Origin of the sequence: Streptomyces sp. NPDC005492 (assembly GCF_040605995.1) — a bacterium.
Taxonomy (GTDB): domain Bacteria; phylum Actinomycetota; class Actinomycetes; order Streptomycetales; family Streptomycetaceae; genus Streptomyces.
In genome coordinates this window covers 268385-287816 of the sequence record NZ_JBEXDX010000006.1, presented here as the reverse complement: position 1 = coordinate 287816, position 19432 = coordinate 268385, and the positions used below count along the sequence as shown (strand labels likewise).

Sequence of the window (19432 nt, the reverse complement as noted above, 5' to 3'; positions counted from 1 at the left end):
CACAAAGGCCGAGATCATTCCCGTGACTCGGAGATCGTGCGGCTCAACTGCCCCTAGGATGGCGGGTCTCAGCTTGCCTGCGCGCAAGGCCGTGTTTCACCGCAGGGAGATCGCTCATGGGCTCCGACGACGCCTTACCCACACTGCCCGGCAACGGGATCCTGGACGGGCTGTCGGCCGGTCCCATGGTGCCGCGCCTGGTGCTGGGCGCGCGGCTGCGCGAACTACGGGAAGGGCGGGACATCTCCCGCGAGGCCGCGGGCGAGCGGATCCGCGCCTCCCGGTCCAAGATCAGCCGGATGGAGGCCGGTCGCCATGGATTCAAACTCCGTGACGTGACCGACCTGCTCACCCTCTACGGCGTCACGGACGAGGCCGAGCGCGCCACCCTGCTGACCCTCGCCGAGGAGGCCAACTCACCGGCCTGGTGGCAGTACTTCAACGACGTGGTGCCCACCTGGACGCAGACCTACCTCGGGGCGGAACAGGCGGCGAGTCTCATCCGCTGCTTCGAAGTCCAGCGCGTTCCCCACCTGTTGCAGACCGCCGACTACGCGCGCGCCTCTCTCCGGCTCGCCCACTCGGCAGCAGGCGGGGCGGAACTCGACCGGCGGGTCAGGCTGCGGATGACCCGGCAGCGGATCCTGCGCCGTCGGCCGGCGGCACAGCTCTGGGCGGTGATCGACGAGGCGGCCCTGCGGCGCCCGGTGGGCGGTATCCGCACCATGCGGGCCCAGTTGAGGCATCTCATCGAGATCTGCCGGCTCCCGCAGGTCACCGTCCAGGTGATGCCGTTCCGCGCCGGCGGCCACGCGGCGGAGGCCGGTCCGGTGACCATCCTGCGCCTGCCCGGCGGACGGCTGCCCGACATGGTCTACCTGGAGCAGCGTGTCACCGCCCTCTATCCCGACCGGCCGGACGAGATCGAGTGCTACTGGGACGTCATGAACCGCCTGGTGGTGGAGGCCGAATCGCCGGACGAGACTCCGACGATCCTGCATCGCATCCTTCAGGAGACCTGAACCACCGGGCGGAACCTAGCGCTTGAGGGCGACACCGCCGTACTGATGCACCTCCGCGGGCAGGCCCCAGGCGCTGTCGTCGGGACGCCAGCGCGAGCACGACGCCACGCCCGGTTCGAGCAGTTCCAGACCCTCGAAGAAGCCCGCGATCTGCTCGGGGCTGCGCAGGATGTACGGGATCGAACCGCCCTCGTTGTACTGCCGGATGGCGTCGACGTAGGCCTCGCTGGTGTCGGTGCTGTCGTAGTGCACGAGGTAGCTGCCGGAGGGCAGGGCGGCCACCAGTCGCCGCACGATCGAGCGCGCCTCGTCGTAGTCCTCGATGTGACCGAGGATGCCCATCAGCATGAGGGCGACGGGCCGGTCGAAGTCCAGCGTCTTCCCGGCCTCCCGCACGATGGTGTCCGGGTCGCGCAGGTCGGCGTCGACGTAGTTGGTGACCCCTTCCGGGGCGCTGGAGAGCAGCGCGCGGGCGTGGGCCAGCACCAGCGGGTCGTTGTCGACGTAGACGATCCGGGACTCGGGGGCCACCCGCTGCGCGATCTCATGGGTGTTGTCCACGCTGGGCAGCCCGGTGCCTATGTCCAGGAACTGGCGGATGCCCTCCTCGGCGGCCAGATGACGGACGGCGCGGGCGAGGAAGTACCGGGCGGCCCGGGCTCCGGTCTCTATGCCGGGGAAGATCTCCCGGAAGGCGTCACCGGCGACCCGGTCGACTTCGTAGTTGTCCTTCCCTCCCAGCCAGTAGTTCCAGATCCGGGCCGACTGCGGCACGGTCGTGTCGAACCTGGAGAGCGCATCCGGCTCGGAGTTCTCTGCCTCATCGGTCATGGACGCTCCTGTGCGTATGTGGTGAGAACCACGACATGGTCGAACACCGGTCGTGGAGGCCCACGTTATTCCCCCACGGCTCGGCCCATGTGTCTCGGGGGCCCCAACCGCCCGTGTTCGGCTACCAGTTGGCTTGTTTGCCGCCCCTGGTGAACCGGAATCAGCGCTCTGCCGCGTGCCGGGTGAGGAATCCGACGAGGGCGGCGGTGGCGGCCAGCACGGCCACGCTGGTGAGGGCGGCGGGCAGGGAGTACCAGTCGGCCATGAAGCCGATGGCGGGGGGTCCCAGGAGCATGCCGCCGTAGCCGAGGGTGGAGGCGATCGCGACTCCGTCGGGGCCGGCGAGGGTGCCGGCGCGCTCGACGGCGACGGGGAAGAGGTTGGCGAGGCCGAGCCCGGTGATCACGAAGCCCAGGACGGCCGCCCACAGGGAGGGCGCGAGCGCGCCGAGCAGCATGCCGAGTGCGGCGACCGTGCCGCCCGACACGAGGGTGCGGGTCCGGCCGAGGCGTTCGAGCAGTCGGGTGCCGCTGAGCCGGCCGGCGGTCATGGCGAGCGCGAAGCAGGAGTAGCCGATCGCGGCGGCGCCGGCCGTGGCGTCGAGGTCCTGCTCCAGGTGCAGGGCGCTCCAGTCGGCCAGGGCACCTTCGCCGAAAGCCGTGCACAGGGCGATGAGCCCGAAGGTGATGACGAGACCGCGGGTACGGGCGTCCAGTCGGCGGGCCGGGGCCGGCTCCTTCGACGAGCCCTCGGGGGGCTCCGGGGGCTGAAGGCGCAGCAGGCTACGGCCGACCACGGCGGTGACGAGCAGGCCGAGCACGGTCAGGCCGAGCAGGTGTTGGGTGGGGGTGAGGGTACCGGCGACCAGTCCGCCGAGCCCGGCGCCGACCATCCCGCCGAGGCTGAACGCGGCGTGGAAGCTGGGCATGATGGGCCGCCGCAGGGCCCTGACCAGGTCGACCGCCGCGCTGTTGAACGCGACGTTGATCCCTCCGTAGGCGGCGCCGAAGACGAGCAGCACGAGGCCGAGGGTGAGCGCAGAGTGGGTGAGCGGGGGCAGCGACACGCTCAGGGACAGCAACACGGCGCAGACGACGGTGACTTGGTGGTTGCCGTAGCGGTGGCAGAGACGGCCCGTGAGCATCATCGTGATGACGGCTCCGGCCGAGACACCGAGCAGGGCGAGACCGAGAGTGCTGGCCGAGGCGCCGGTCTGCGCCTTGATCGCGGGGATGCGGACGACCCAGCCCGCGAAGATGAAGCCGTCGAGGGCGAAGAAGGCGGTGAGGGTGACGCGGAGGCGGGTGAGGTCGGTTTGGGTGCCCGGCACGGCGTTGTGCATACGGGATTTGTTTATCTGCGGCACAAAATCAGGCTAGGGGGGTGCGGGGTGTGGGGCAAGGGCGGGGGCGCGAAGGTGTGAGGGGCGGTCGGTGGTGTGCGACGGCGAATGGATGGGCGTGCCGTCGGCGCGGCGGAGGTCGGGGCGACCGCGCCGTGCGTGGCTCCGACGGCCTCCCGGAGACGGGGCCGCAGGCTGGATTGCGGATGGCGACGACGTCGGGTGGCCCTCGGGGCACAGGAGCATGAGCGGCTGGGTGCAGTAGGCCAGGGCGGTCCGCTGATTCGAGCGGGTGCGCCGTAGGTGCTCGGTCGCCGGAGTGGAGTGGTGGTGCGCCTACCTCGGGTGCACTGCGTAGGTCAGGTGCGTCACCCGTGGCGACGGCTCCGAGCGAATCGGCTCCAGCGCGATCCTGGACGCGTCCACACCGTCGAACAGGCGGGTCCCCGACCCGAACAGCACCGGTGACAGCGTGATCGAGAACTCGTCGACCAGGCCGGCGTTCAGGTGTTCCAGGATCGTCGCGCCGCCGCCGGCGATGCGGACGTCGCGGTCGCCGGCGGCCTCGCGGGCCCGGTCGACGGCGTGCTCGATGCCGTCGTCGACGAAGTGGAACGTGGTGCCGCCGGGCCGCTCCCACGGGTCACGCTTGGTGTGGGTCACGACGAAGACCGGGGTGTGGAAGGGCGCTTCCTCCGGCCATGACCGCTCGCCGAGGTCGAACATGCGCCTGCCCATGACGCTCGCGCCGGTGCGCTCGAACGTCTCCCGCGCCATGTCGTTGTCGCGTCCCTCCTCGCCGCCCTCGCCCAGCTTCAGGTTCTCCCGGAAGAACCGCAGCGGGAACACCCACTTCTGCAACTCCGTCCACTGCGCCATCCAGCGCCGGACCTCCGGGTCGTCCTGCCTGCCGGGCGAGAACAGCTCCTCCTCGACGGGCACGGACTCGGGCGCGATGAAGCCGTCCAGCGACATCGACACGCTGAAGAACACCTTCCCGGCCATCAGCCCTCCGCCTCCTTCCGCGCGAGATCGGTGACGTAGGCCGCGAGGCTGCCGAGGGTCTGCCGGCCGCCCTCGACCGCGTGGTACTTCTCGACCGCCTCGTCGCGCAGTTCCCTGGTGGGGAACAGCGTGCGCATCACGATCCGGGTCGCCGCGCCGTCCGGCGTGAAGGTCAGGACCGACTCGAAGGCGTTCGGGTCGTCGCGGGACTCACCGTGCAGCAGTGCGATCCGCTCCGGCGGGACGATCTCGGTCCAGGTGATCCACTCCTGGTAGTCGGTCCCGTCCGGCCCGTGCAGCACGAAGTCCCACGCCCCGCCCTCGCGGAACTCGAAGGACCGCGTGGTGGTGGTGAACCCCTCCGGACCCCACCACCGCGACAGATGCCGGACCTCCGTGAACGCCCCGAACACCAGCTCCCGCGGGGCGTCGATGACCCGGGAGATCACGATCTCCCGGTCGGCCGTCGCCGGATCCGCCCGTGTTTCCCGCTCTGCCCCTGTCATCGGTCATCCCTCCTGCCGTGTCTGCTTGAGGTCCTGCACGTAGGTGTCCAGCCGGTCGAAACTCTCGTTCCAGAACCGCTCGAATCCGCCGACCCACTCGTGGATCGGCCGCAGCCCGCGCGCGTCCAGGCCGTAGAGGCGCTGCTTGCCCACCCCGCGGACCCGCACCAGCCCCACCTCCCGCAGCACCCGCAGATGCTTGGACGCCCCCGGCTGACTCATCCCCAACTCCTGGGCCACATCGGTCACCGGCCGCTCGCCTGCCCGCAGCAGCACCAGGATGTCCCGGCGCTGCGGCTCGGCGATCGCGTTGAACGCGTCCGACGTCGTCGCTGCTCGTGCCATGGCAGCCATCGTATGCCTATATCGGCATGCGTCAAGGCGGGTGGGAATTGCCGTTGGCCCACCCCGCGTTCCCCCTGCCATGACGACGAACGCGCCCCGCCCCGAGGTCCTGCGATACACCGCCTTCTCCAGTGACCCCTCCGGGGGAAACCCCGCCGGCGTCGTCCTGGACGCCACCGCCCTGGACGACGGCGACATGCTGGCCATCGCCGCCGAGCTCGGGTACTCGGAGTCCGCGTTTCTGACCGCGCCGCCGGAGGGACTCGGCGGTCAGGACGGGCGGGCCTACAGCATTCGCTACTTCAGTCCCAAGGCGGAGGTGCCGTTCTGCGGGCACGCCACCGTCGCGACCGCCGTCGCGCTGGCCGAGCGGATCGGTCCGGGGGAGCTGGTGTTCTCGACGCGCGCGGGCGCAGTGCCGGTGGTGGTGGCCGAGGAGGGCGGGACCCTCCGGGCCACGCTCACCAGCGTCGAGCCGCGTGTGGAAGAGATCGCCGCCGCTGATCTCGAGGAGGCGCTCGCCGCGCTCGACTGGCCGCGGGCCGATCTCGACCCGGCCTTCCCGCCCCGGATCGCCTTCGCCGGCGCCCGCCATCTCGTTCTCGCGGCGGCGACCCGCGCCCGACTCGCGGATCTCGCCTACGACTTCACGCGCCTCGAAGCCCTGATGCACCAACTGGACCTGACCACGGTCCAGTTGGTGTGGCGGGAGTCGGCCACCGTCTTCCACGTCCGTGACCCGTTCCCCGTCGGCGGCGTCGTCGAGGACCCGGCGACCGGCGCCGCGGCCGCCGCGTTCGGTGCGTACGCCTGCGAGTTGGGCCTGGTCCCCGAGGACGCCGTGCTCACTCTGCACCAGGGCGAGGACCTGGGCCGCCCCGGGGAACTCACCGTGACACTGCGCGCCGGTGACCCGCGGGTCCGGGTCGGCGGCGCGGGAGCGCGTATCGGCTGACGCGTGCGGCGCTGTGGCGTTGCGGACGCGGGGCTCCCGGAACGGGCTCATGAGCCGGGTTGTCGGCTGACCCGGAACCGGAGCGGCTCCGGCTCCGGCTCCCGTGCACCGGCTGGTCCCCGTGCCCATGACCACCGTTCCGCGCGAGTTCGTGGCTGCGGGACGGTCGCCGAGGTGACATCGGTCGGTCAGTCCGCTGCCGGGCTCTCCGGGGCCCGGGTTCGGGTGAACCCGTGGCTCCGCTCGACCTTCGCCACATGCAGGGTGTAGCTCTCGTACCACTCGGCCTGCCCGCGCTTCTGCGCCGCGCGATGCTCGGCATTGGTCCGCCACTCCGTGAGGGCGTCGGCGTCGCGGAAGTACCCGACCGTGATGCCGAGCCCGCCGGGAGTCTGGGCATGGTCCATCCCCAGGTACCCGGGGATGTCCTTCACCAGTTCCTCCATGCGCGCGGCGGTCTCGCTGTAGCCGCTCTGCTCCTGAGTGCGCACCGTGGTGAACACGGCGGCGTAGTAAGGGGGTTCATAGGCCTCGACGGGCGCGACAGGTGCTTCGGGGTGATCGCTCATGGCGTCACGGTAAGGGAGAAAGCGCCCGATGATCCCGACGGGTCTTGTCAGTGGCCCATGGCACGATCGCGGGCATGACATCGATCGGCGAAGCGCTCCTTCTCAAGACGGCGGCCGAGCATGGCGTTCCCGGTCCCGTCGCGCGGGAGTTACTGGCCCGGTGCCGGCCGTGCCTCTATTTGGTGCGGGACACAGAGGTGCCCGAGTCCCTGCGGGAACACATCCACCCCGCCGCACGAACGGGCGGGCTGCCCGCGCTGCCGGACGGCGTGGACTGGCCCGAAGGACGCGAGCCACTCATGCTGAGCGTCGGCTGCGCGGCCCTGCCCCGCGATGTCCTGGACATCGAACTCCCCGCCGACGGCCACCTGTTGTTCTTCACCGAGATCTCGTACCCGCCCGAGCGCTCCGCGGTGCTCCACGTCCCCGCCGGGACACGCACCTCGGACCGCTCCGCGACCTACGAACTCAGCGACAAGACCATGGAGACGAAGGTCTACGCACCACGCACCCTCTATCCCGTGCCCGGGCTCAGCATCGAGCAGGACGGGGAAGAGGGTCCGGAGACCTGCGCGTTCGTGGACGGCGACGGCGACAACGCGAGGGAGGCGCTGGAGAGTTTCGAGGAAGCTCTCCTCGACTCCGCGCGACGGTACGCCGACCTTCGGTTCGAGCAGCAGACCTGATCCGCGACCTGGTCGGCGGCCTCCACGCAACTCACCGGGGCACCGCCCCGACGAGGTCGGCGGTCGCGTCCCACAACCGGCCGGCCAGGGTCTCGTCCAGGCCGGCCTTGCCCGGTCGGCGGAGGGCGGGGGCGCCTCGGAAGCCGCCGAGGCCGTCCGGCCCGATGTAGGAGTTGCCGGGGACGTCCTGGGTCGCGGCGTAGAGCAGGGACAGCGCCCCACGCTCCGGCGCGTTGGTGAGGAACGTGAACCGGTTGATGACGTTCGACCGGGAGTGGGCCGCCAGCGAGGTGCGGGCGATGCCCGGGCTGGCGAGCACCGAGCGAACCGGGCTGCCGGCGGCGGTCAGGCGGCGCTGCAACTCCAGTGAGAACAGGACGACGGCGAGCTTCGACGCCTGGTAGGCCTGCATCCCGTTGTGCCTGCGGGTTCGCCAGTCGAGGTCGGCCAGGTCGATCCTGCCCTGCTTGTGCAGTTCGCTGGTGACATGCACCACGCGGTCGGTGATGTGGTCGAGCAGCAGGGTGGTCAGGAGGAAGGGACCCGTGTAGTTGGTGGTGGTCTGGAGGTCGAGGCCGTCGGCGGTGCGTGCGGCGGGGATGTCCATCACACCGGCGTTGTTGATCAGGATGTCGATGTCGCCGGACCAGGCGTCGGCGAAGGCTCGCACCGAGGTCAGGTCCGAGACGTCGAGCGCCCGGATGTCGAAGGCGCCGGGCAGGTCGGCGACGGCGCGTCGGGCCTTGCCGGGGTCGCGTACGCCGAGCACGACGCGGGCACCGGCACGAGCCAGCTCGCGTGCCGTGATCAGACCCAGGCCGCGCCCGGCACCGGTGATCACCACTGTCCGGCCGGTGAGGTCCGGGAGGTCGTTCGCGGTCCAACTGGGCGTACTCGTCATAGGACTTGCTCCATTGTCCGTGGTGCGCGGTGGCGGGTTCCCCGTGGTCGCTCTGCCGTGACCGGTGATCGCATCGCCAGTGAACTCGCCGCACCACGGGCGCTGGAAGGACATGCGCAACCACTGACTGAGAGGTCGTGGCTAAGCCGCGCCGGATCGCCAACGATGAGGACCATGGACCACACGTTCGACAGCTCGTCCCTCGGCGCCTTCCTGCGCACTCGTCGTACGGCGCTGCAACCCGAGGACGTCGGGCTGCGCCGCGGACCGCGCAGGCGTGCTCCGGGCCTGCGCCGCGAGGAGGTGGCCGAGCTGTGCGCCATGTCCGCCGACTACTTCGCCCGGCTGGAGCGCGGCGACGGTCCGCAGCCCTCGGAGCAGATGGTCGCGGCCATCGCCCGAGGACTGCGGCTGACCCCGGCCGAGCGCGATCACCTGTTCCTGCTCGCCGGCTACCGAACTGCCCGCCGTGACCTACGACTTCAGCACGTGAGCCCCGGTCTGATGCGGGTCATGGACGGCTTGGCCGGCGCCACCGCGCAGGTGATGGGCCCATTGGGCGAGACCTTGCTGCAGACGCCGTCCGCGGTGGCCCTGCTCGGCGAGCAGACCCAGTACACCGGCAACTCCCGCAGCGCGACCTACCGTTGGTTCACCGACCCGGTCGAGCGTGAGCGGTACGACCCCGAGCAGCACGACGACAACAGCCGTACCAACGCGGCGTTGTTGCGCGCGGCCGTCACCCGGGACGGGCCCGGCTCCGCCGCGGCGAACCTGGCGGACGTCCTGCTGCGCGACAGCGAGGAGTTCGCCCGGCTGTGGGAGCGCCACGAGGTGGGCCTGCGCTGGAGCGAGACCAAACGGTTCGTCCACCCCCAGGTCGGACGGCTGGAGCTCTACTGCCAACTCCTCCTGGAACCCGACCAGGGCCAGTCGCTGCTCATCTTCACCGCCACCCCGGGCACCGAGAGCCACGAGAAACTCGCCCTCCTCGCCGTGCTGGGCACCGAACGGTTCGCCGTCGACACCGAGTGACGCCCGAAGAGGTGGTCGACAAATCTCCCGGGTGGTGGCTGATGTTCGCCGTTCGATCGTGGCCACAGGTCCCGCACAGGCCCTCTTATCAGTCAGACAGAACGTGACTGATTGTCGATGTGACCTACGTCCTGCCCGTTCGGCACGTGCCTGGTGGGCAGGCCTCTGTCCGTATTGGGTGCGGCTTGTTCGGCCTTGGTCGGTTTCTCTTCGTAACATGTCCGGAAGAGGCCATCTCGTGGCGCATATCGCACAGTTGGGAGTCCCGGCAAGACGCCGGGTTTCAGTCAACCTAGTAACGTGATCTTGGCTGAGATGGGTCGACAAGTAGACAATATTTCGGGCAGGCGCCCAAGGGCGACGAACCACTGCCCGACGAACGACCTCCGGATCAAGCCCGACACGGAGGCAGCGTGCAGGAGGGGTTGTGGAACGCTACTTCACCAGCGGGTGGCACGAGGACCTGCGCCAACGAGTGCGAGAGTTCGCCGAACGGGAGGTGCGCCCGCGGATAGCGGAGATGGAGACATCCCGCACCGTGGCGCACGAGCTGTCCAGTCTCATCGCCCGGCAGGGCTGGATCGGCGTGACCATTGGGAAAGAGTACGGCGGAATGGGCGCCGGGCACCTGGCGAAGACCATCACCATCGAAGAACTCGCCCGGGTATGCGGTGCTATGGGAGCCATGGTTCAGGCCTCCCAGCTCGGTGTGGCAAAAATCATCCACTTCGGGAACGCGGAGCAGAAGCGGAAGTGGCTGCCGCGCATCGCCGCCGGCGACTGCCTCCCGACCATCGCCGTCACCGAACCCGAGTCGGGCGGCCATGTGTTGGGCATGGGCAGCACCGCCGTCCGGGACGGTGACGACTACATCCTCAACGGCCGCAAGGTCTTCGTCGGCAACAGCCACGTCGGCGACGTGCACGGCGTGGTCGTGCGCACCGGCGAGGGTTCCAAGGGGTTGTCGGCCTTCCTCGTCGAGTCCGACCGCCCCGGCTTCTCACTCGGCGAACAGCAGCCCGCCATGGGCCTGCACGGCTTCAGCTTCGGCGAGATCATCTACGAGAACTGCCGTGTACCGGCGGCGAATCGGCTCGGCGAGGAGGGCCAGGGCCTGGCCGTCGCCTACTCCTCCAGCATCCTCTACGGCCGCCCCAACCTCACGGCCGTGTCCCTCGGCATCCACCAGGCCGCCTTCGAGGAGACGACGGCGCTGTGCATCGAACGCGAGCGCTTCGGAGCACCGCTGGGCGACCTCACCAACATCAAACTCAAACTGGGCAGGATGAAGTCCCGCCTGATGACGGCCCGGCTGGCCGCCTATCACGCCGTCCACCTCCTCGACCAAGGGCTGTCCTGCGACGCGGAGTTGATGAACGCCAAGCTCCTCAACGTCGAGGCGGCCGTCGACTCGGCCCGTGACAGCATGGAGATCCACGCCGCCAGCGGCCTGTTCACCGACCGGCCGGTGGAGCGCTATCTGCGCGACGCCCATCACATCTACGCCCCCGCAGGCACCTCCGACATCCAGCTCCTCCGGCTGGGCGAGGTGGCCCTCGGTACGGCCAAGGGCCAGTGGTCCGAGCGGCTGGCCGACCTCGTGCGGACCGTCCAACCCCAGCGCCGTCTGGGGCAGTTGGAGACGGCCGGGCACGCGGGCTGAACACCGGGGAGCCACGGACACAGCGTCGTGCCCGCGGCTCCCGTCCTGAATTCCCCCAGCCCCGGCGTCCGCGTCGGCCGCGGGCTCAGATCCCGCCCCGGGTCTCCATCTGGTGGAGCCGGTCGACCAGTTGCTGCGCCAGCGACTTGATCGTCGCCAGGCCCTCCCGGCCCCAGGGATGGGTGTCCGTGTCGACCACGCAGATCGTGCCCAGGGCCATCCCCGTCTTCCAGTCGATCAGCGGCGCGCCCATGTACGAGCGGATGCCTATCTCGTCCACGACCCGGTTGCCCGCGAACCGCGGGTAGTCGCAGACGTCCTCCAGGACCAGCGCCTTCTTCCGGACGACGACGTGCGGGCAGTACCCCTGGTCCCGTGTCATCGTCCGGCCGACCTCGGCCTGCTGGTCCGGCTCCAACTGCACCCCCGGACGGCCACCGGCGTACAGGCCCGCGAAGTACTGACGGTTCTCGTCGATGAAGTTGACCATCGAGAAGGGCGCGCCGGTGACATGCGCGAGGTTGCGCGCGAACTCGTCGAACTCCGCGATCGGCGCCTCGCCGAGGCCGAGTTCACGCAGCCGCGCCACCCGGGCGGCCGCTTCCCGGTCCTCGGGGGTGAGCAGCAGATGGCTGGTCGGGTCGTACGAGGTCTGGGTGTTGTAGGGAACCGGGGCTGACATGCAGGCTCCATTCGGTCGCGCCGAGCGTGGCTCAACGCGACGGGTAAAGCTCCGCGGGCGGGGTGCCGGGAGTCGTGGCGAGCAGATGCTGTACGAGTGCGATCAACACGCGGGTCCCGGAGTTGCACTGCCGGGCGTCGCACATGACGACGGGTACGTCGGGCTTGAGGTCGAGAGCCGCGCGGATCTCGTCGGACTCGTAGTGGTAGGAGCCGTCGAACTCGTTGACGGCGACGATGAAGCCGATGCCACGCCGTTCGAAGAAGTCGACGGCGGCGAAGCAGTGGTCCAGCCGGCGGGTGTCGGCGAGCACCACGGCGCCCAGCGCGCCGTTCGACAACTCGTCCCACATGAACCAGAAGCGCTCCTGCCCGGGCGTACCGAACAGATACAGGACGTGGTCCGAGTCCAGGGTCATCCGGCCGAAGTCCATCGCCACCGTGGTGGTCGACTTGTCCTCGACGCCCACCAGGCTGTCGGTGCGGGCGCTGACCGAGGTCAGCAGTTCTTCGGTGCTCAGCGGCTCGATCTCGCTGACCGCGCCGACGAACGTGGTCTTGCCGACCCCGAAGCCCCCGGCTATGAGGATCTTCAGGGCGGTGGGGAAGGGGTCAGAGCCGCTTGCGTAGCCCATGCAGCACCGCCTCCAGGAGGTTTCGGTCGGTCGGGGAGGCCGCCTCGACGGCACGCGGCGAGCGCAGGGCGAGCGCCTGGTGCGTCACGAGGTCGGAGAGCAGAACTTTGGTGATCACAGCGGGCAGCCGCAGATGCGCGGCCACCTCGGCGACCGAGATGGGTGCGTCGCACAGGGTCAGGACCTGGTCGTAGTCGGGCCCCAGATAGCTCTGCGGCCTGGTACCGGTGGCCATCACCAGGGTGAGCAGGTCGAGGTGCGCCGAGGGACGGGTACGACCGTTGCTCACGGTGTACGGCCGTACTAACCGCCCTGCCTCGTCGTCGAGCCACGACCCGTCCTCCGCGTCGGACATGGTCAGCGCCTCGGATCCATCGACGAACCGGCCCCCTGCTGTCGGACCGGCGTGGCGAGATACGGGCGGACGCTCTTGACCAGCATGGCCATCTCATAACCGAGGACGGCCGCGTCGGCCTCCCGGTCGGCCAGTACGGCAAGACAGGCGCCGGAGCCGGCCGCGCACACGAACAGCAGGGCGCTGTCCAGTTCCACGACCACCTGCCGCACATCGGCGCCCTGGGCGAACTGCGCGCCCGCGCTGCGGGCCAGCGAGTGCAGACCGGAGGCGAGGGCGGCCAGATGCTCGGCCTCGGCCGCCGTCTCCAGGCCGTCGGCCGCCTTCGCCAGGCCGTCCGTGCTCAGCAGCACTGCGCTGCGGGTGTAGGGGACCCTCTGGACGAGTCCCGCCAGGAGCCAGTCGAGGTTCTGCTGGCCGGCGTGCATGTCGCTCACGATGGCGTTCTTCTCCTTGATGCGAGTAACGGAGCCTGCGGGTCAGCGAGCGCTGTCGGTGGGAGGCTCGTCGGGTTCGTTGTCGGCGAGGCTGACTCCGCGCCGGAACATGGCCATCAGTCCCGGATCGTGCTCGACCTCTTGTTCCTCGGTCCTGCGCGGTGCCGGACCGTCACGCAGCTCCGGTACGAGGTGCTCCTGGGCGTGCCGCTGGGGCAGCCGCGGCCGCTCGTCCCGGGAATCCCTGCCGTACGGCACGGACCCGCGCTCACGCGGCGCGGCCGGTTCCATGGTCATCGGGCGCTGCTGGTGCTGCTGCGCCGCGGGCATCGGCGCGTCGGCGGAGCGGGCCGGGGGCAGCGGCTGCCGGAACGTGGGCGGCGGAGCGGCGGGCTGACCGTGCGCCCCCTGTACGGCGGTGTGGTGGGCCGGGGCGACCTGGGCCGGCCGGGACATCTCGGCGACCGCCTGGGGGTGGTGCCCCTGGCCGGACACCTCGCCGGGCTCCTCGCCCATCAGTCCGCGCGGGATGACCAGGATGGCCTGGATGCCGCCGTAGATGTTGCTCTGCAGCCGGACCGCGATGCCGTGCCGGCGGGCCAGCGCGGAGACCACGTACAGACCGATCCGGCCGTCGGCGAGAAGCTTGCTGATGTCGATGCGGTCCGGTTCGGCGAGCAGCGCGTTGATACGGTCCTGCTCCTGCGCGGGCATGCCGAGGCCGCGGTCCTCGACCTCGACGGCGAGACCGGCGGTCACCCGCTGGGCGCGCATCAGGACCTGGGTCTGGGGCTCGGAGAACGTCGTGGCGTTCTCGACGAGTTCGGCCAGCAGGTGGATGACGTCGGCGACGGCGTGGCCGCGCAGCGTGCCCTCGATCGGGGGGACCAGCTTGACCCGGGAGTAGTGCTCGACCTCGGCGATCGACGAACGCAGCACCTCGGTCAGCGTCACCGGGCGGGTCCACTGCCGGCGTGAGACCGAGCCGCCGAGCACGGCCACGTTCTCCGCGTGGCGGCGGATACGGGTGGCGAGGTGGTCGACGTGGAAGAGGCCCTTGAGGAGCTCCGGGTCCTCGACCTCGTTCTCCAGCTGGTCGAGCATGTTGATCGCGCGGTGCACCAGGGACTGCAGGCGCCGGGCGAGGTTGACGAAGACCTCGACGCGCTCCTCGCTGTCCGGCGCGGAGGCCCGGGCGAGCTGCGCGGTCTGGGCGACGACGGTACGGGCCTGCCACAGGCCCACGCCTATCTCGTACGTGAGGCGGCCGAGCGGGTCGTTCCCCGACGGCGGCTGGTGGGTGAACGGCACCTGCGCCACCGGCTCACCGCGCTCCAGCCGCTGGAGCACCTCCTGCAATTCCGACTGACCCGTGGCGACCGTGTGGCGCAGCGACGCGTACTGCTGCGATATCCCCGTGGCCTCGGCACGCCCGAGCCGTACGCCACCGACCAGGATTCCGCAGCCGAGGACGGCGGCGACGGCGAGCACCGTCCAGGTGGTCCCGTCGGCGGATCCGCTCTGCGTGCGCAGGACGATCAGGACGACGGCAGTGGCGAGGATCGCCATGGCGGCGGCGGGCAGAACGGCGAGCCGGACCGAACGTGACCGAGTGGCCGAATCCGATGGTCCGTCCTGGACGGAGGACCGGGCATGTCTGTTCCGCGCGGAGCCCGATCCAGCCGTTCGATCGGGCTCCGAGGGCACAGCATAGGAGGGGATTTCGGGCATCGGAGTCCTCTCGATCAACCAGGTGGGACACACCGCGCGCAGCGCACATTAACCGTCAAGTCCGGTAAGGAATGGGACAGTTAACGGTCAGCCACCCTACGCCACCATCCTTAATGCGACGTAATCACGTCAGGCTAGGCGCCCGACGTGGCCTGCTGAAACGGTTCTCTGGTGGTTCCTATGAAGAGAACGGGCACCGCTTACGCGACAAAGGGCCCATTTGCCGTGTCCCGCAACATGCTGGAAATGCAGAGTTGGCTCAACCGTTGTCTGCGGGAGCCGGAAAGTTTGCCCTGGAAGGCCGCTGCGGACGGCTGTCCCGGCGATGCTCGGTCCCCAACTGTGTGAAGGGGTCGAGGAGTTCTGGTGTGTCCACGGTGGCTGGAATCACCACCCTCTCGCCACCGCGGCCTGCGTCGCATCTTCTTTCCGAGCTCTTCCCTTCCCCTGGTGAACCCCAGGGGCTCCTTTCACCTCTACGACATGGAGTAGGGGTGACCCCGACGTGAACTGCCGACCGACCGGGGTGGAACGAGGAGGAGTACGCCATGGACGACGGTTCCCGTGTCGACGGTGGTCTCCGGCTGAGGCCACGCCCCGCGCCCTCCACGGCGGGACCGCTCGGGACCCGGCCGCTCACCACCGGGTTCCCGGCGCCGCAGCAACTGCACCGGGGGATGACCCTGATCGCCTCGATCAGCCTGTTCATCGGCACCCGCGGCGCCTGGACGAGAGCGATCACCTCCCACCCGCCCGCCGCCGGGATCATCTCGGTCTGCTACGCCGGAATCCTGGTCGCGGGCGTCCTGGCCCTCACCGTGCGCACCCGGCGCGCCCTGACCCGGGTGGACGCGGGCGTCCTGCTGCTCGCCGTCGTCCTGGTCCTCTGCGGCTACTGGCTGAACCACGCCGGCACCGACGAGGGCGTGCTCACCGCGCAGGCCGCCCACGAGATCCTGCACGGCCGACCCATCTACGGCCAGCCCTGGCCGTGGCTGTTCGACACTCCGTCCGTCGGCATCACCAAGACCATGTCGGGCGGCGCCGACTACACCTACGGCTATCCGCCCCTGACCGCGCTGCTCGCCGCCCCCGTCCACGCCGTCGTCCACTCGGCGGCCGCCGCCACTCTCGTGACCACCGGCGCGCTCCTCGCGGGCGCCGTCCTGCTGTGGCTGCTGCTCCCGGCCCCCTGGCGGCCGGGCGCCACCGCCGTCTGCCTCGGCTTCGGGTTCCTGCCCGGCTACGCCTACTCCGGCTACCCCGCCGTCCTCGCCCTCGTCCTCCTCGTCCCGGTCGTGGTCCGGTGGCCCGACACCGGAGCCAGTGGACGGCTCGGCGGGCCCGGAGTGCTCCAGGCCCTCTGCCTGGGCGCGGCCTGTGCCTCCCAGCAACTCGCCTGGTTCCTCACCCCGTTCCTCCTCATCGGCCTCTACGCCGTCCGACGCGGCGACCTCGGACCCCGGCCCGCCCTCGGCGTACTCGCCCGCTACACCGGCACCGCCGCACTGACCTGGGCCGCGATCAACGCCTACTTCGCCGTCCAGGACTTCCCCACCTGGCTGCACGGACTGCTGCTCCCACTCACCCAGAAGGCGATCCTGCACGGCCAGGGCCTCATGGGGATCTCGTACTACTTCACCGCGGGCAGCAGGCACCTCGACTACTACTCATACGGCAGCCTCCTGCTCCTGATCGGCCTGCTCGCCGCCACGCTGCTCTTCGTACGACGGCTCGGCCCGGCGATCACGGTGCTGCCCTGGCTGAGCTTCTACCTCGCCACCCGGTCCCAGGACGGCTACTTCCTGATGATGACCCCGCTGTGGCTCGCGGCGGCCGCCACCGTCCCCGCCGCCGTGCTCGCCCGGGCCTGGCAGCCTCGCATCCCGCGGCTGACCGCACGCCCGGCCAAGGCCGTCCTCGCCGCGGGGCTCCTCGCTCCCGCCGTCGTGTGCGCGACCATCGCCGCGGCCAGTCCGCCACCGCTGCGCATGAACGTCACGGCGAGCATCGTGGAGCGCTCAGGGCACCGTGACATCACCCACCTCGTCGCCCGGGTCGTCAACCTGACCGCCACCCGGCTCACCCCCCACTTCGCCAGCCGCCTCGGGCAGGGCGCCTCCGACTGGTGGACCGCCTCCGGCGGCCCGGCGTCCTTGGCCCCGCACGCCTCAGCGACGTACGTCGTGAAGCCGCCCGGCGGTGTCCGGCGGGTGCCGGGCGGCTCGCATCCGCGCTTCTACCTCATCGCCGTCACCGGGACGCCGATGACCATCACCACCGCCCGCATCCCGACCAGTTGACCGACCTTGACGCAAAATGAAATCCCGTAAATGAGAAAGTCCTTACAGTGTCCTCATCTGAGATTGTTATATTGCGCAACCACGCAAGCGAGACGGGAACCCCGCCTCGCCCGACCCGACACGGCCGCGCGCCCCAGGCCGCAGCACCGACGGCCTGAACGGCCCGACCGTTTTGTGGGAGTGCCAGATGACCGACCTCGGGGACGGCCCCGTGGGACATGCCACGCGCAGTCGCACACGAGGGGTGCCCAGGCCGCGTACAGGTGACGCCGAGGAACCGCTGCCCACCGGCGGCCGGGCCGCCGCACGCGCCGCCGCGCGCCACGCGCCGCGCGGCGGAACCCGCGCGGCCGGACGCGCCGCGTCCCGCCGCCGGGCCAAGCAGGCCCCGCGCGGCAAGCGGGTGTTGAAGATCACCGCGATATCCCTGTCGGGGCTGATCCTGGTGACCGCGGGCGCCGGCTGGTGGTTCTACGAGCACCTGAACGGCAACATCAACAGCATCGCGATCGACGACGGAGCGGGCGGCAAGGAGAAGGCCGACGCCTTCGGCCGTACGCCGATCAACCTCCTCGTGATGGGCAGCGACGCCCGCACCAGCGCGACCGACTGCAAGCTCGGCGGCGGCTGCTCGACCACCGGTGTGCAGACCGGGAACGGCAACGCGGACGTGGAGATGGTGGTGCACATCTCGGCGGACCGTTCCAACGCCACCGTGATGAGCATCCCCCGCGACACCATGACCCAGGTCCCCGCGTGCTCGGACCCAAAGAGCAAGGAGTCGACGCCCGGCTACTACGGCCAGATCAACAGCGCGCTCCAGTACGGGCAGGAGTGCCAGGTCAAGACCGTCCACGCGCTGACCGGCATCACCATCGACCACTTCGTGCAGATGGACTTCTCCGGCGTGGTGAAGATGTCCGACGCGGTCGGCGGTGTCTCGGTGTGCGTCGACGCCGACGTCTACGACACCTACTCGCACCTGAAGCTCGCCAAGGGCACCCACACCCTCAAGGGCGACGCGGCGCTCGAGTTCGTCCGCTCCCGGCACGGGTTCGGCGACGGCAGCGACCTCGGCCGTACCGTCTCCCAGCACCTCTTCCTCAGCGCGATGATCCGCAAGTTCAAGAGCGCCGGCACCCTCACCGACCCCACGGCCGTCTACAACCTGGCCGACGCCGCCACCAAGGCGCTCACCGTGGACACCGGCCTCGGAACCGTCAAGAAGCTGATCGGGCTCGCTGCCGACCTCGACAAGGTCCCGACGAAGCGCATGACGTTCACCACGATGCAGACCGGTGCCGACCCGACGAACGCCAACCGGGTCGTGCCCGCCGCCGCGGCGAAGAGCCTGTTCGCGACCATCGCCAACGACCAGTCGCTGACCAGCTCGTCGGGCAAGAAGTCCGCGGCGGCCACCGCGACCGCCACGGCCGCCGCTGTGCCCGCCGCGCAGATCGCCGTCACGGTGGAGAACGGCACCAGCATCAGCGGCCGCGCCTCCACCGTCGCCACCTCCCTGATAGACGGCGGTTTCAGCTCCGACACCACCACGGGGAACGCCTCCGTCAGCGCGACGACGACCACGCTCACCTACGGCACCGGTCAGAAGGCCGAGGCCCAGACCGTGGCCAAGGTGATCGGCCTCGCCTCCTCGCACCTCAAGCAGGGCAGCGGCACCGGCCTGACCCTGGTGATCGGCACGGACTGGCCCAGCGGCACGACATACCCGGGCGCCAGTTCGTCCCCGGCCCCCGCCGACACCAAGGCGGCCACGTCCAACGCGCAGGCCTCGACCGCCGATCAGTCGAAGTCCTGCGCCAAGGTCAGCCCCTACAAGACGGTCAGCCTCAACGGCGTCGCGATGACCCCGACCCAGGCGTACCGCGCGGCGACCAACAAGAAGGACTCGGCCTCCTGACGGACGGCTACGGCTGCGGCTGTACGACGCTCTCGGCGGTCCAGGTGATGTGCGGGGGATCCACCCGCGCGCACAGAGGGCCGCCGTGCGCGTCGGTCAGCCCGAGCCGGCCGACCAGCAGTCCGTCGCGCGCGGCGGCGGCCAGGACGTCGGCCGGCACCGAGTCGAGCATGAGCTTGGCGCGCCGGAACATCGTGAAGACACCGGCCTCGTCGACCGTGCCCCACGACAGATAGACGAACCGCAGGCCCATCCGGTGCTGCACGTAAGGGCCCTTGACCACGATGCCGTCCGGCGTGGCCTCCGCCGTGCACTCCAGCGTCCAGGTCGCGGACCCGCCGTCCCCCGGCTGCGGTTCGAGGAGTTCGGCCGGCCGGTCCTTGCGCTGCACGGCGACATGGATGTTGTCGTACGTCGGGACGGGCTTGTCGGCGGGGGCGGGGCAGGTACGGCCGGGCAGGTCGACGGCGTCGATACGGAGGTGCATGGGGGCCATCATGCCGGGCCCG

20 protein-coding genes are annotated in these 19432 nt (G+C 70.2%); 7 read left to right on the top strand and 13 right to left on the bottom strand.

Annotated features, from left to right (window positions below; all coding sequences use genetic code 11):
- The first annotated feature begins 116 nt into the window (after positions 1-116).
- Positions 117-1022, top strand: coding sequence for a helix-turn-helix transcriptional regulator (locus ABZT04_RS11850; RefSeq protein WP_356055665.1), 906 nt, complete (start codon positions 117-119; stop codon positions 1020-1022).
- 15 nt (positions 1023-1037) lie between these two features.
- Here the strand turns inward: ABZT04_RS11850 and ABZT04_RS11845 are convergent, their stop codons facing one another.
- From ABZT04_RS11845 to ABZT04_RS11825, 5 genes are all read right to left on the bottom strand, one after another.
- Positions 1038-1853: an SAM-dependent methyltransferase gene (locus tag ABZT04_RS11845; protein WP_355901570.1), complete on the bottom strand. Its 816-nt coding sequence runs from the start codon at positions 1851-1853 to the stop codon at positions 1038-1040.
- Between the two features lie 160 nt (positions 1854-2013).
- Positions 2014-3183, bottom strand: a complete 1170-nt coding sequence (locus tag ABZT04_RS11840; protein WP_356055663.1) for an MFS transporter — start codon at positions 3181-3183, stop codon at positions 2014-2016.
- Positions 3184-3531: 348 nt separating this feature from the next.
- Positions 3532-4200 carry a dihydrofolate reductase family protein gene (locus ABZT04_RS11835; protein WP_356055661.1) on the bottom strand — a complete coding sequence of 223 codons (669 nt, stop codon included), beginning with the start codon at positions 4198-4200 and terminating at the stop codon, positions 3532-3534.
- On the bottom strand, positions 4200-4706 hold the full coding sequence (locus tag ABZT04_RS11830) for an SRPBCC family protein (RefSeq protein ID WP_356055659.1): 507 nt from the start codon (positions 4704-4706) through the stop codon (positions 4200-4202). Before ABZT04_RS11830 ends, ABZT04_RS11835 begins: the two co-directional genes overlap by 1 nt.
- Positions 4707-4709: 3 nt before the next feature.
- The gene (locus ABZT04_RS11825; protein ID WP_356055657.1) at positions 4710-5051 is read right to left on the bottom strand and encodes a metalloregulator ArsR/SmtB family transcription factor; all 342 of its coding nucleotides are present in this window, start codon (positions 5049-5051) and stop codon (positions 4710-4712) included.
- A 79-nt stretch (positions 5052-5130) separates the two neighbouring features.
- On the opposite strand from ABZT04_RS11825, the gene ABZT04_RS11820 reads away from it, so the two are divergent.
- Entirely contained in the window at positions 5131-6006 is an 876-nt protein-coding gene (locus ABZT04_RS11820) for a PhzF family phenazine biosynthesis isomerase (RefSeq protein WP_356055655.1), read from the top strand.
- Positions 6007-6194: 188 nt separating this feature from the next.
- Here ABZT04_RS11820 and ABZT04_RS11815 read toward each other — a convergent pair whose 3' ends face one another.
- Entirely contained in the window at positions 6195-6575 is a 381-nt protein-coding gene (locus ABZT04_RS11815; RefSeq protein WP_356055653.1) for an antibiotic biosynthesis monooxygenase, read from the bottom strand.
- 74 nt (positions 6576-6649) lie between these two features.
- Between ABZT04_RS11815 and ABZT04_RS11810 the strand changes: the two genes are divergently transcribed.
- Positions 6650-7261, top strand: a complete 612-nt coding sequence (locus ABZT04_RS11810; RefSeq protein ID WP_356055651.1) for a DUF1963 domain-containing protein — start codon at positions 6650-6652, stop codon at positions 7259-7261.
- A 31-nt stretch (positions 7262-7292) separates the two neighbouring features.
- Here the strand turns inward: ABZT04_RS11810 and ABZT04_RS11805 are convergent, their stop codons facing one another.
- Positions 7293-8162, bottom strand: a complete 870-nt coding sequence (locus tag ABZT04_RS11805; RefSeq protein WP_356055649.1) for an SDR family NAD(P)-dependent oxidoreductase — start codon at positions 8160-8162, stop codon at positions 7293-7295.
- Between the two features lie 165 nt (positions 8163-8327).
- On the opposite strand from ABZT04_RS11805, the gene ABZT04_RS11800 reads away from it, so the two are divergent.
- Complete coding sequence (locus tag ABZT04_RS11800; protein WP_356055647.1) at positions 8328-9197, top strand: helix-turn-helix transcriptional regulator; 870 nt, start codon at positions 8328-8330, stop codon at positions 9195-9197.
- Positions 9198-9624: 427 nt separating this feature from the next.
- Complete coding sequence (locus ABZT04_RS11795; RefSeq protein ID WP_356055645.1) at positions 9625-10860, top strand: acyl-CoA dehydrogenase family protein; 1236 nt, start codon at positions 9625-9627, stop codon at positions 10858-10860.
- 85 nt (positions 10861-10945) lie between these two features.
- Here the strand turns inward: ABZT04_RS11795 and ABZT04_RS11790 are convergent, their stop codons facing one another.
- The 5 genes from ABZT04_RS11790 to ABZT04_RS11770 are packed head-to-tail and all read right to left on the bottom strand — an operon-like array spanning position 10946 to position 14537.
- Complete coding sequence (locus tag ABZT04_RS11790; RefSeq protein ID WP_356055643.1) at positions 10946-11542, bottom strand: GAF domain-containing protein; 597 nt, start codon at positions 11540-11542, stop codon at positions 10946-10948.
- A 31-nt stretch (positions 11543-11573) separates the two neighbouring features.
- Positions 11574-12176 carry an ATP/GTP-binding protein gene (locus ABZT04_RS11785; RefSeq protein WP_356055641.1) on the bottom strand — a complete coding sequence of 201 codons (603 nt, stop codon included), beginning with the start codon at positions 12174-12176 and terminating at the stop codon, positions 11574-11576.
- A complete protein-coding gene (locus ABZT04_RS11780; RefSeq protein ID WP_356055639.1) occupies positions 12154-12531 on the bottom strand; it encodes a DUF742 domain-containing protein in 378 nt (125 codons plus the stop codon). The genes ABZT04_RS11785 and ABZT04_RS11780 overlap by 23 nt, the downstream gene beginning before the upstream one ends.
- A gap of 2 nt (positions 12532-12533) precedes the next feature.
- The gene (locus ABZT04_RS11775) at positions 12534-12971 is read right to left on the bottom strand and encodes a roadblock/LC7 domain-containing protein (RefSeq protein ID WP_043677397.1); all 438 of its coding nucleotides are present in this window, start codon (positions 12969-12971) and stop codon (positions 12534-12536) included.
- Between the two features lie 39 nt (positions 12972-13010).
- Positions 13011-14537: an ATP-binding protein gene (locus ABZT04_RS11770; RefSeq protein ID WP_356055637.1), complete on the bottom strand. Its 1527-nt coding sequence runs from the start codon at positions 14535-14537 to the stop codon at positions 13011-13013.
- Positions 14538-15247: 710 nt separating this feature from the next.
- On the opposite strand from ABZT04_RS11770, the gene ABZT04_RS11765 reads away from it, so the two are divergent.
- On the top strand, positions 15248-17002 hold the full coding sequence (locus ABZT04_RS11765) for a hypothetical protein (RefSeq protein WP_356055635.1): 1755 nt from the start codon (positions 15248-15250) through the stop codon (positions 17000-17002).
- Between the two features lie 187 nt (positions 17003-17189).
- Positions 17190-18923, top strand: coding sequence for an LCP family protein (locus ABZT04_RS11760; protein WP_356055633.1), 1734 nt, complete (start codon positions 17190-17192; stop codon positions 18921-18923).
- Positions 18924-18930: 7 nt separating this feature from the next.
- Here ABZT04_RS11760 and ABZT04_RS11755 read toward each other — a convergent pair whose 3' ends face one another.
- Positions 18931-19410, bottom strand: a complete 480-nt coding sequence (locus ABZT04_RS11755; protein WP_356055631.1) for a DUF5990 family protein — start codon at positions 19408-19410, stop codon at positions 18931-18933.
- Positions 19411-19432: the final 22 nt, after the last annotated feature.